Source organism: Streptomyces sp. HB132 (assembly GCF_016909575.1).
In the GTDB taxonomy this organism is placed as follows: Bacteria; Actinomycetota; Actinomycetes; order Streptomycetales; family Streptomycetaceae; genus Streptomyces.
In genome coordinates this window covers 1-11,840 of the sequence record NZ_JAFBGA010000008.1, presented here as the reverse complement: position 1 = coordinate 11,840, position 11,840 = coordinate 1, and the positions used below count along the sequence as shown (strand labels likewise).

General features: G+C 69.2%; 12 protein-coding genes. 2 read left to right on the top strand and 10 right to left on the bottom strand.

What is annotated here, in order from left to right:
* Window positions 1-9: 9 nt before the first annotated feature.
* Window positions 10-1,002 (bottom strand): hypothetical protein, encoded by a 993-nt coding sequence (locus JOC24_RS19045; protein WP_205021546.1) that lies wholly within the window; start codon window positions 1,000-1,002, stop codon window positions 10-12.
* 497 nt (window positions 1,003-1,499) lie between these two features.
* On the opposite strand from JOC24_RS19045, the gene sepH reads away from it, so the two are divergent.
* Window positions 1,500-2,564, top strand: a complete 1,065-nt coding sequence (gene sepH / locus JOC24_RS19040; RefSeq protein WP_205021545.1) for a septation protein SepH — start codon at window positions 1,500-1,502, stop codon at window positions 2,562-2,564.
* A 74-nt stretch (window positions 2,565-2,638) separates the two neighbouring features.
* Here the strand turns inward: sepH and JOC24_RS19035 are convergent, their stop codons facing one another.
* Window positions 2,639-3,466 carry a sulfurtransferase gene (locus tag JOC24_RS19035; protein ID WP_205021544.1) on the bottom strand — a complete coding sequence of 276 codons (828 nt, stop codon included), beginning with the start codon at window positions 3,464-3,466 and terminating at the stop codon, window positions 2,639-2,641.
* A gap of 239 nt (window positions 3,467-3,705) precedes the next feature.
* Between JOC24_RS19035 and JOC24_RS19030 the strand changes: the two genes are divergently transcribed.
* Complete coding sequence (locus JOC24_RS19030) at window positions 3,706-4,482, top strand: VOC family protein (protein WP_205021543.1); 777 nt, start codon at window positions 3,706-3,708, stop codon at window positions 4,480-4,482.
* Between the two features lie 162 nt (window positions 4,483-4,644).
* Here the strand turns inward: JOC24_RS19030 and JOC24_RS19025 are convergent, their stop codons facing one another.
* The 8 genes from JOC24_RS19025 to JOC24_RS18990 all read right to left on the bottom strand — a co-directional run bounded on the left by JOC24_RS19025 (window position 4,645) and on the right by JOC24_RS18990 (window position 11,668).
* Window positions 4,645-5,343: an AfsR/SARP family transcriptional regulator gene (locus JOC24_RS19025; RefSeq protein ID WP_205021542.1), complete on the bottom strand. Its 699-nt coding sequence runs from the start codon at window positions 5,341-5,343 to the stop codon at window positions 4,645-4,647.
* A 90-nt stretch (window positions 5,344-5,433) separates the two neighbouring features.
* Window positions 5,434-7,233 carry an ABC transporter ATP-binding protein gene (locus tag JOC24_RS19020; protein WP_205021541.1) on the bottom strand — a complete coding sequence of 600 codons (1,800 nt, stop codon included), beginning with the start codon at window positions 7,231-7,233 and terminating at the stop codon, window positions 5,434-5,436.
* Window positions 7,234-7,278: 45 nt separating this feature from the next.
* The gene (locus JOC24_RS19015; protein ID WP_205021540.1) at window positions 7,279-7,713 is read right to left on the bottom strand and encodes an ester cyclase; all 435 of its coding nucleotides are present in this window, start codon (window positions 7,711-7,713) and stop codon (window positions 7,279-7,281) included.
* Window positions 7,710-8,183 (bottom strand): ester cyclase, encoded by a 474-nt coding sequence (locus JOC24_RS19010; RefSeq protein ID WP_205021539.1) that lies wholly within the window; start codon window positions 8,181-8,183, stop codon window positions 7,710-7,712. Before JOC24_RS19010 ends, JOC24_RS19015 begins: the two co-directional genes overlap by 4 nt.
* 20 nt (window positions 8,184-8,203) lie before the next feature.
* The gene (locus JOC24_RS19005; protein ID WP_205021538.1) at window positions 8,204-8,782 is read right to left on the bottom strand and encodes a flavoprotein; all 579 of its coding nucleotides are present in this window, start codon (window positions 8,780-8,782) and stop codon (window positions 8,204-8,206) included.
* Window positions 8,779-9,633, bottom strand: a complete 855-nt coding sequence (locus JOC24_RS19000) for a T3SS effector HopA1 family protein (RefSeq protein WP_205021537.1) — start codon at window positions 9,631-9,633, stop codon at window positions 8,779-8,781. The genes JOC24_RS19005 and JOC24_RS19000 overlap by 4 nt, the downstream gene beginning before the upstream one ends.
* Complete coding sequence (locus JOC24_RS18995) at window positions 9,630-10,565, bottom strand: phosphotransferase family protein (protein WP_205021536.1); 936 nt, start codon at window positions 10,563-10,565, stop codon at window positions 9,630-9,632. The genes JOC24_RS19000 and JOC24_RS18995 overlap by 4 nt, the downstream gene beginning before the upstream one ends.
* Before the next feature lie 83 nt (window positions 10,566-10,648).
* Complete coding sequence (locus JOC24_RS18990) at window positions 10,649-11,668, bottom strand: methyltransferase (protein ID WP_205021535.1); 1,020 nt, start codon at window positions 11,666-11,668, stop codon at window positions 10,649-10,651.
* Window positions 11,669-11,840 lie beyond the last annotated feature (172 nt).

Below are 11,840 nucleotides of genomic sequence, written 5' to 3'. Positions count from 1 at the left end.
AGGGCCGGATCACCGGTCCGGGTCCGCCCCGGCACCGCCCTGCTGTTCCGGTTCGGCCTCGGCGCCGGTCGGGTCCGGCGCGGCCGGGGTGGTGCCGTCGTCGCCCGGTGCGGCCGACGTGGTGGCCTCCGGCGTCGGGGTCCCGCCGGGCGCCGAGGGCGAGGGGGTGGGGTCCCCCGCGGAGCCGTCGCCGCCGGAGGGATCGGGCTGGGCGCCGCCGTCCTCTCCCGCGTCCGTGCCGGGCGTCGTCGTGCTCCCGTCGTCCCCCTGGTCCGCGCCGCCCTCCTGGCCCGTGCCGTCCGAGGGCGACGGTGCGGTCGTCCCGCCGTGGCGCTCGCCGCTCACGACGGAGCCGATGGTCGTCCGCCCGTCGCTCCCCAGACCGTGGCCGGAGACCATCTCGTACACCGTGATGCCGGCCATCGACAGGACGAAGACCCCGGTGGCCGCGAGGACCGACCGCTTCCAGCCACGGACACGGGTGCCGTGCGTGCGGGCGTCGGAGTAGTCGGAGTGGAAGTCGTCCGTGACCGTCTCGTCGTGGCTCCGGGCACCCGGGGTCGCCTCGCCGGGTGCCGGGGCCACCCGGCGCGTCCCGCCGGGCTCGGCCCCGCCCGGCCGGAGCTGCCGCAGCGGGGTCGTGCGGTCCGCGTCGGCCGCCACCGTGCGCAGCACCCTCGTCGCGTCGTCCTCCCGACGCCACCCCGCGGGGGACGTCTCCCGCGTGCGCACGGTGATCTGACGGCCCGCCGGGTGCTTCACCTGGACGGTGACCTCGCGGATCTGCTCCCCGGTGCGGCGGAAGAAGTGCTGGAAGACCGAACCCCCGCACGTGGCCACCACGCTCATCACGCCCGCACCGGCGATGGTTCCGTAGACGCCGAGCTGTGAGGCCATCACCGCCGCCGCGACCGCCGCGACGGCACTGCCCGCGACCTGCGGAAGGCTCAGATCTATGCGCCTTTCCTTGCGGTCCGCATCAGTCTGCGGCTTCTGAACCATGATCAGCCCTTGCTCGACAACTACCCCACCTTGCACAAAGAAGAGACATTTGGGCGAATCAGATAGTTCCGATTCTGGAGATTTTGTGAAGCAGCACACGCATCGAGGGCATATCGCGAACAACTGGGTAACCCAACTCCCGTGTCCGGTGAGAACTTCGGCGGCGCGCCGGTCCACCCCGGTGGCCCGAATGGAGTACTGTGGCGAGCCCTGGGGCCGGACCCCCGCACGGGTATCCGGGTCCTTCGGGAGGGGGCCGGAGACGGCACCCGAACCGGCGGCGCCGCGGCATCGCACGGGCGCCTGCTACACGGAGCGACCACCCGGTCGCTCCGCGTCGCACACAGGTGACCGTGTCATCGTGGCGTTGCAGGGCCGAGGCCCGATACGCCGGGCAACTTGGCAAGGTTGTGGCAGGCCGAACCCGGGCAGGTCACACTCGACTAGCGGAAGCAGCGACGCACGTGACGTCGGCAGGCACCACCCGGGAGGTTCCCATGCCCGAACTGCGTGTCGTGGCCGTCTCAAACGACGGCACACGACTGGTGCTCAAGGCTGCGGACAGCACGGAGTACACGCTTCCGATCGATGAGCGGCTGCGTGCCGCCGTGCGCAATGACCGCGCCAGGCTGGGCCAGATCGAGATCGAGGTGGAGAGCCATCTCCGCCCGCGCGACATCCAGGCGCGTATACGAGCAGGCGCCTCCGCCGAGGAGGTAGCCCAGTTCGCCGGCATCCCCGTGGACCGGGTGCGTCGATTCGAGGGCCCCGTGCTCGCGGAGCGCGCGTTCATGGCCGAGCGCGCCCGGAAGACTCCTGTGCGCCGTCCGGGTGAGAACACCGGGCCCCAGCTCGGCGAGGCGGTGCAGGAGCGGCTGCTCGTGCGCGGCGCCGACAGGGAGACCGTCCAGTGGGACTCCTGGCGCCGGGACGACGGCACCTGGGAGGTCCTCCTGGTCTACCGCGTCGCCGGCGAACCGCACTCCGCCAGCTGGACGTACGACCCGCCGCGACGGCTGGTCCAGGCGGTGGACGAAGAGGCACGCTCACTGATCGGCGAGACCGAGGACGTCGCCGCTCCTGAGCCGAGCTTCCCGTTCGTGCCCCGGATCGCGCGGCTGCCGCGCGACCGGCCGCTGGACCGTGCCCTGGACCGCCAGATCGAGCGGCCGGCGCCCTCCGCGGCCGAGCCGGAGGAGCGGATCGGCGGCGTGTCCGCCGGCGAGCGCGACTCGCTGACCAGCCTCCTGGAGGCGGTGCCGAGCTTCCGCGGCGACATGGTCGTCCCGGAGCGGCCCTCACAGCCCGAACCGCCGGCGCTCGAACCCGCGCCGCAGCAGGAGCCCGAGGCGGACGAGCCTCCGGCCGCGGCGGCGTCCGCCGGTGCGGGTTCCGCCTACGCCGACGTGCTGATGCCCCGGGCGGTGGCCGGTCACCGCGACCGGCTGACCGGGACGACGGATCGCCAGGCCGAGGCGGACGGCGTGCGCCCGGGGCGACGGGCGGCCGTACCGAGCTGGGACGAGATCGTGTTCGGCACACGCCGGAAGAAGCAGGACTGAGGGCGGGCCCGCAGGCCCGTGGCAGCGCCGAGGGTCCGTACGCCGTCGCGTACGGGCCCCCGGCGCGTCCGGAGTCAGACGGGCGACGGCCCCGTGGCGACCGGGCGGGACTCGTCCGAGGACCACTCCGACCAGGACCCCGCGTAGAGCGCGGCCCGGTGTCCGGCGAGCTCCAGAGCCAGCACCTCGTGGGCACCGCTGACTCCGGAGCCGCAGTAGACCCCGACCTCGGTGGCGTCGTCGGCGCCAAGGGCGGAGAAGCGGGAGGCGAGCGCGCCGGCGTCCAGGAAGCGTCCGTCCTCGCCGACGTTCTGCGTGGTCGGGGCGGACACCGCGCCGGGGATGTGCCCGCCGACGCGGTCGATCGGCTCCACGTCCCCCCGGTAGCGCTCCGCGGCCCGCGCGTCGAGCAGCAGCCCGGTGCGGGCGAGCTCCGCGGCGCCGTCGGCGTCCAGGAGGCGGAGCGCGCCCGGCTCGGGCCGGAAGTCGCCCCCGGCCGGCTCCGGGACAGCGGTGGTGAGCTCACCCGTCCATGCGGCGAGACCGCCGTCCAGGACCCGGACATCAGAGTGTCCGGCCCAGCGCAGCAGCCACCACGCACGGGCCGCCGCCCAGCCCTGACCGCCGTCGTGGACCACCACCGGGGTCTCGCGTCCGACCCCGGCCCGCCTCATGGCGGCCCCGAAGACCTCCGGGTCCGGCAGGGGATGACGGCCGCCGCTGCCCGCGGGACCCGCGAGCTCGGAGTCGAGGTCGACGTACACCGCGCCCGGCAGGTGCCCGGCCTCGTAGTCGGCACGACCGTTGGGCCCGCCGAGCTGCCAGCGGATGTCCAGGAGGACGGGTGGGCGCGGGCCCGCCGACTCGCTCATGTATTCGGATGCCGTGATGATGGGCTTCATGGGTGCCATCCTCGCGCAGCGTCCGCCTACGGCGGCGCCACACCTGGTGGGATGTACCACACCAAATCGGGTTCCGGCGTGAGCGGAAGCGGGAAAACGCGGCGCGGCCGGGGTGCCTCGGAGCCTCAGTGGTGCGAGCATCTGCACGGAGCGTACGCACCCGTATCCGTACCGCTGGACGCCGTGCAGGCTTCGTCCCCCCGTACGGCCACCCCGATGGCACGAGGAGAGAGAAGAAGATGACCGAGGCTGCCGCCCGGCGCACGCCCGGAGCACCGTGCTGGGTGAGTCTGATCGTGCACGACCTGACCGCGACCCAGGAGTTCTACAGCCGCTTGTTCGGCTGGGAGTTCCGTCCCGGGCCCGAACAGCTGGGGCCCTACGTCCGGGCGTTGCTCTGCGGCAAGGAGGTCGCGGGCATCGGGCAGCTTCCGCCGGGCCGGCACCTCCCGATCGCCTGGACGACCTATTTCGCCACGGAGGACGCCGATGCCACGGCGGAGTCGATCCGCTCCTGCGGCGGGACGGTGGCCGTGGGCCCCCTCGACGCCGGGTACGCGGGCCGCCTCCTGCTCGCGTCCGACCCGAACGGCGCGGTCTTCGGTGTCTGGCAGGCCGCCGAGCACCTCGGTACCGCCCTCGCGGGCACCCCGGGCACGCCTGCGTGGAACGAGTTGGTGACCCGGGAGACCGCATCGGTCGCCAAGTTCTACCAGGCGGTGTTCGGATTCGAGACCGAGGCGGTCGTCTCGGCCGACTTCGACTACCAGACGCTGCATCTCCAGGGCCGGCCCGTGGCCGCCCTGCACGGTGTGGGACACGCCCTGCCGCGCGACAGGGGCCCGCACTGGATGACCTACTTCGAGGTCGCCGACACCGACGAGGCGACGGCCCGCGTGGTGGAGCTCGGTGGACACGTGCTCCACCCGCCGCAAGAGGCCTCCAGCGGCAGGCTGGCCACCGTGGCGGATCCTGAGGGCGCGGTGTTCACGATCGTCCGGCCGGCCGGCGGCTGAGCCACGCCGCGTAGTGATCCCGGTGACGCGGCCGTCGGCGACGTGAGGGCGAGGACCACGAGCGGAGTGCGCTCCTCGCTGAAGGGGATGACGCCGGAGCGGGCGTTCACGGAGACCGGTGATCTCTGAGGGCGGCAGGAGGTCCTGCCACCCTCAGGAAGCTCACGATTTGATGCGTGAGACGAGTTCCCGGTACTCCAGACTGGGCATCAGGCCCAACTCGGTGTCGAGGACCGTGGAGTAGTCCTGGAAGACACGCCAAGCGGTGGCGTTGTCACTGCGACGCATGAAGGCCGCGGTGATCGTCCTGTGGGGAGACTCGGACAGGGGGTCGACCTTGATCGCACTCTCGGCCATCTCCACTGCGAGCAGCATTTCCTCGCAGGCCAGGAGCATCTGCGAAAGGGAGTCGAGGGCGAGAAGCCTCAGGTGGTTCCATTCCTGCTGCACGCTGACGCTCTGCTCGTCCGATTCACCGTCGAGCACGACGGACTTGAGCGGGGCCCAGCGTTCCGGCGAGGAGGCACGGATCTCCTGCTTCGAGATGGATCGCCGGACCAGCGCATGCGCGAGGTCCCACGCCGCGTGGATGTCGACGCACTCGGGCTGTTCCGCGAGGACGATACGTCCCTCCGACGCCTGGAGCACGGGGGTACTGGGCAGCAGTCTGTTGATTCGCCAAAGCAGAGTGCGCAGTCTTCTGGCTCTCTGCCGCTCAGGTACCTCGGGCCACAGGCGTGCCGCCAGTTCGGCCCGCGAGAGCGAGGACCGCTCCAGGGCGACCAACGTGATGGCGAGGCGCGGTACGGCTGGTATCGCGACTCGCTTCCGCTCTTTGTGGAGAAACTCGAACCTCGGCATAAGTTTTATTTCAACCACTGCCCCCCCTGACTTGAGACGCCAGACGACCCAACGCCTCGGAAAGCGACTCTGCGCGCCTTGAAAGGCGTTTCACCTCTGCTGGAGAAGTTGCCCCTTGGCCAGCTGCCGGTAGAACTCGTCCCGTTCCATCAACTCGGCATGTGTTCCCATCGCCTTGACGGTTCCCTCCGCCAGGACGATGATCCGGTCCGCCGAGATCACGGTGGAGAGCCTGTGCGCGATCACCATCGTCGTGGAACTGTGCGCCAGGGCGTCGATCGCGTCGTGCAGGGCTCGTTCGTTCACGGAGTCGAGCTGCGACGTGGCTTCGTCCAGCAGAACCAGGGCCGGTCGACGCAACAGGAGTCGACCCGCTGCGACTCTCTGGCGTTCGCCGCCGGACAGTTGTGACCCGCGCTCCCCCACAGAGGTGTCCAGGTGGGCAGGCATTCTGGCCACCACACCATCGAGGCGCACCGAACGGACGACTTGGTCGAGTTCGTCGTCGGACACTTCGCGCTCCACACCGTAGAGCAGGTTCTCCCGCAGCGTCCCGGCCAGCACCGGGGCGCTCTGCTCCACGTAGCCGATCCAGGACCGGAGTTCGTTCAGTGGAATGGTGTTGATGTCGTCGCCGTCGATGAGGACGCGGCCGGCCGTCGGTTCGTAGAAGCGCTCGATGAGACTCAGCACAGTCGACTTACCGACTCCCGAAGGGCCGACGATCGCCGTCTTCGTTCCGGACTCCACACGGAACGACAGCTCGGACAACACCGGTTCGTCGGCGCGGTAACCGAATCCGACATGTTCGAATTCCACGCTCGGCGGTTTGTCACGCCGCTGCGCCGGCAGCCGGCCCTGCTGCTTCGGACGCGGGGGGACGGTCGAGGACGTATCGGCCACCGCGCCCGTTCCGCGGTCCTCCGTCTCCATCGAGTCCACCTCGATGATGCGCCCGGCGGCAGCGAACGCCTTCTGCAGTTGTGTCACCGCGGCGGTGATCACCATCAGAGGTGAGGCGAGGTACATCACGTAGAGGAGGAAGGCGATCATGTCGCCGGCCGGCAGTGTGCCGGTGGCGACGCGGTAACCTCCGACCCCGAGAACCGCCAGGAAGCTGATCTGCATGGCCATGGCCGTGCCGACTCCGGCGAGCGCGTCGAGTTTCACCGTGCGCACTCCGGCCGTGTACGCCAGTTCGGCGTGGCCACCGATGCGATCGGCCTCGGCCGCCTGCATGTTGCCCGCCTTCACGGTCCGGACGGCACTGAGTGCGCGTTCCAGGGCGGAAGTCAGCTGGCCGACGTGGTCCTGCGCGGAACGGGAGGTCGACTTGATGCGCGCAAGGAGCGGGACGACCCCCAGGCCGACCACGACCAGCACTCCGAGTACGACCAGGAACAGCACCCAGTCCAGGTAGACCATGAGGGCGGTCGCCCCGATCACGGTCACCACACCGGGGAGGGCGTCCAGGACGTTGGCGGTCATGACGGACCGCAGCAGCGTGGTGTCGGATCCCGCCTTGGACAGCAGGTCGCCCAGTTGGCGGCGGTCGTACTCCCTCACCTTGAGGTCCAGGAGTCTGGCCACGAGCCGATGCCGCAGCCCGAGGACGACGCGTTCCCCGGCTCTTTCGAGAATGAACAGTTGGCAGCCGGACATCACCGCCCCGGCGACGACCAGCGCGACGAGAATCAACAGCGGCTTCACCAGGGACTCGCCGCGACTGACGGTGTCCAGGATGATGCTCGCGGCCATCGGCTGCGCAAGGGCGCCGAGGGAGCCGAGTAGCCCGAGCAGAAGCCCGACGGAAATGGCTTTGCGGTGGGGGCGGGCTAATCGGAGGAGCGTGCTCCATCCGACGTCTTGCGGCCTATTAGTGGATAACACGTGGGCTACGAACCCTTCCGCAGGTCAAGTTTTGTCAAAAGTATGTCACACGGGCATGAGGAGTCGTATGCGTTTTTCCATGATCCCGATCTGCCAGGCCCAGGTCACCATGTCCATGATGCCGCCGCGGTTGATGATCAGGCCGTCGCGCACCTGCCAGTAGGTGAGGCCATTGACGTCAACCGGATGCGAACCCCGTTCGCTGTGGAAGGTGCCGGTCAACCGCCATTCCCACACCACGTGTTCGCCGTCCGTCACCACCTTCCCCACGGCGAGGTGGTGATCGGGAATCAGCGCGAGAACCGTGGCGACCCTCGCGACCAATTCGTCCCGAGCCACCTGTCTGACCGGCTCGCCACTGCCGCCCATCTCGGTGATCTCGGGGGCGAAGTCCGCGACCGCCGCGGAATCGTGCTCGTTCCACACCCGGCGTACGTACTCCTCGACAATGTGCCGGACACCCTCGGCATCGCCACTCATGCCGGCCTCCCGTCGTACGGCGTCCGCGGCTCGGGGTAGCCGATCTGTTTGAGGAACTCCGCCATGTCGCTCTGCGTGACCTCTTCGATGATCTTGCCGTCCCGGAACGAACTGATGGACATGCCGTGCACGGATATCTGCTTGAACTGCGGGACCTCATCGGCCAGTCGCTGCACGTGCGGCATCAGCATCCGCACATCGGCGATGGTGCCGACCAGCTGCCATTGCCACGCGACCCGTTCCCCTTCGGCGACAACCCTCTCCACGGTCATCGAGGCTTCGCTGTACAGGGCACGCCACAGCCCGGTTTCGTGCTTCAGTTTCTCCAAGCCCGTCACCGGCGGCTCGCCCCCGAGCCCGTACATGCGCACTTCCTCGTGCAGGAACTCGCCGAGCCGGTTCACCTGTCCCTTGTTCCACACCACGTCGGCATAGTCATGAATCAGCCGCGTATTGCGCTCCGTGTCCATTTGCTCTCCCCATAGATCGCTTACGTCCTGGTTGCTGCCGGCCCCATGCCGCGATTCGCCAGCAGTTCCACTGCCGTCTCCAGTGAGGCGGGGCCGCCCTCTTCCACCTCTCCGCTCGTGACGCTGACAGCTCGCTCGGTACCGGCGACGAGATAGCCGTCCGAACGCAGCGTCGCCAGAACGCGTCGCGTCGCGGGTTTGTTGAACGCACCTGTCGGGATGGAGGGCAACAGCACCACCGGCGCCGTCGAGGACATCACTACGGAAGAGGCCAGGTCATCGGAGATGCCGACAGCGAGTTTGGCGCAGAAGTTCAGCGTGGCGGGGTAGACCAGCACCGCGTCGGCCCAGACCGCCAGGGCGACGTGCTGTGCCCCGTCACTGTGCGCCAGGTCCCAGTCGGGCCCGGCGACGGGCCGGCCCGTGAACCCGGTGAGCGCTCGCGTCGAGACCATCGTCGCCGCCTGATGGGTGACGAGCATGCGGACTTCGGCTCGGAAATGACCACGCAGGGCGGAGGCCCACAAGGGGCTGTGGGCGGCGGCTATCCCTCCGGTGACGACGAACAGGAGGCGGCGCGGGCGTTCCTCGTGCGTCATACGTCTTCCCCCAGCAGGGCGGCGACCTGGGCGCTCTGCCGCTCCAGCACACGTGCGACCTCGATGACGGCACTCTCCGCCGGCTCACCGGCGACGAGCCTGCGCGCGATGTCGCGGGACCGGTCCATGCCCAGGCTCGCGTGCCGGTCCTCGCCCTCCTGCGGCACGCTCACGCTGACCCCGGGCGCCACACGGACGGCGAACCCGGCAGTCGCCGTGCCGCGTCGACCGGGCGGGATCAGTTCTCCGATACATTCGAGAAAGTCGGGCACCTCGTCGGTGCGGCAGTACACCACTACACCGTCGGGTCTCGTTCTCTCCTTCTTCCTCCGAATGATCTTCGATGAGAACACGTACGCCTGGTCGTCGAGCCCGGCAACCAGGTCGGCCCACTCCGTCGCCCGCCCCTCTCCGTCGAGGCACAGGTAGATACGGGCCGACAAATCGGCAGCGCGCTCCGGACGGGCACTGCTGTGGAACCAGACCCAGCCGTTCATCACGCCGGGTTCCAGGCTCGGCAGCCGCAGCGTGATGTGTCCTGCGGCCATACGCTCGATGTCGCCGAATTCGACTGCCACTTCGAGCCCGTCAGCACGCCGCACGATGAGCCTGCCGTCCGCGAGAGCAGACCCGTAGGCCCAACCGTCGGCGGACACTCGGGTCCGTCCGCCGAGTGCGGTACGCACGGCGGCCAGCAGACCGGTGTCGTCGTCGCGACCTTCGTCGTCGAAGCTCGCGGCCAGGTGGAAACGCCGGTAGATCTCACGGCCGACCGCTTCGGGATCCGGCCCCACCAATTCGTCGAGAAGACGGGGTTCATCAAGGATGCGGGCGATGACCGGCACTGTCATGAGAACCGTCCCACGAATGTGCCGGGGTGCAGTGCCATGCGGGATGCCACTTTCACCACCATCTTCGGGAGCCTGTCGAACTCGTAGGTGAGCGACGTGTAGGAAAGTGCCCGGCACAGAAGTGAGTACGCCGTCATGCGCGGAAGGACGCCCGCCCGCAGAACAGGAGCCGCCGGTACCGCTCTGTAGTTGTCGAGCAGCGCGGAGATCGCTGACCACGCCTTCTCCGTCTCGGCGTCGAGCCGTTCCAACGACTCGTCCGCACCCTCGCCACCACTCTTTGCCGTGGCACGCCTCATGGCCTCGGTCAGCAAGGAGGCGGCCAGCGAGGCAAGGTCTCGTTCCGGCAGGTCCAGCCCTGCGCATTCCCAGTCGATGAAGCGAACCGATGTGCCGTCGGCGGCGGCAAGAATGTTGTCGAACTTGAAATCCCCATGCACGAACACCCGCCGGCCGCTTCCCTCCTCGTGCACATCGGCCAGGATCTCGGAGAAGTTCTGCCGGTGGATCTCGGCGGTCAGTTCCAGTGTGCCCTCGGACAGTTCTCCGAGCAGGGCGAGCGGGATCGGTTCCAGCGGAGGATGCTCGCCCGCCGCCGGAGGCAGCCAGGCCCAGCCCGGACCGGAAACCTCCTGACCGTGCAGAGAGGCGATCTCCCGCCCCGCCACACCTGCGGCACGGTTCAGTGCGTCCGGAGTGCCGAAGAGCTGGTCGAGCGGTACTTCCGACGCGTAGAACTCCACGGTGAGCCGCTCCGCGGTGCACCCCACGGGCGGAATCACCGGCACGGCGGTCTCGGACCGTTCGGCGGTGTAGCACCCGGCGGCAGCGGACTGCAGTGCGGCTTCGAGAAACAGACCACGCCGCTCCTCGACGTCGCTCCTGGCACGTTTGACCACGACGTCGATGCCCTGCTCATGCCCTCGCCGCACGTGGTCACGACCGGCCAGCACACTGCCGTGTCTTCCGTCCGTTCCCTCTCCTGACCTGTCCTTCGCGGGGACCGGCCGGCGGGTCAACGGGGCACTTTCCACGCGATGAGAGACCGCAGTCCGGTGGTCTGCGGCGCTCCCGTCATCTCGAGACCGGCCGCCTTCCCCAGCACGACCAGCTCGTCGACCGTGCGGTCGGGATTCCCCATGTTCGCCTCGAGCCACAGCGCGACCCCGGAATCCACGTGATCTGCGGCACCCTCGGGCGGCGTCAAGTGCACTTCCGCGAGCAGTACTTCACCTTCGGGCCCGGCCGCATCGGCGCAGCCACGCAGAATGTCGAGCGCCTGCTCGTCGTCCCAGTCGGCAAGAATCGCGCTGATCAGGTAGACGTCCCTGCCGCTCGGCAGGGGGTCGAAGAAGCTGCCTCCCACAGTGGTGCTCCGGTCGGCGAGCCCTGCCAGTCGCAGTTTCTCCGCACCCATGTCGGCGAACGCGGGAAGGTCGAGAAGGGTGCCGTGCAGGTGTGTATGTGCCTGCAGCAGCGCGGTCAGCAGCGCCCCGCTGTTACCCCCGACATCCACGACGCTCCGCACACCGGACCAGTCGAACCCCTCGATGACGAGGTCGGCGTCATAAGCGGCGGTGGTCTTCTCGAATTCTTCGAGCCCGTCGACCTTGCCGGCTGCTTCGTTGAGGTCCTCCCAGAGGTTCTTCCCCTGGGCCCCCTCGTACGCCGCCCGACCCGTCCGGACTGTGTGCAGGAGATGCGTGAAAGCCATCTCCGTCCGTCCGGAGACATGGTCGAGATCGAGAAAGGGCCGCACTCCCAGGTCGTCACGCTCGCTCAGCAGGGGCCGCCCGAAGTCCGCGAGCGCGTAACCCTCTCCCTCGCGCCGCATGACCCCCATCGTCACGAGGTGGTCCATGACCTTCCGCAGCGGCCGCTCCTGGCAGCCCGTGCGGCGGGCAAGGTCCTGGGCGGTCACTGCTCCGGCATCGACGTGGTCCGCAAGTCTCAGTGTGGCCGCGACCCGCAACGTCATAGGGGCGATGAGGCTCGCCATCTCCAGCAGCTCGGTGCCGCTCTCCTCGTCCGACACTGGGTTCACTCCCTTCCGGTTTCTCGGCGAATGGCCGCCGCGGCCGGGGCCCGGCCCCGGGCCCGCCGCGGGGGGCAATGGCCGCGCAAACCGCAGGGTGTGTAACCAGGGGGGGCCGCGGGGGGCGGCACCCCGCGGCGGGGGATTGCGTGCCTCCACGCCCCCAAGACCT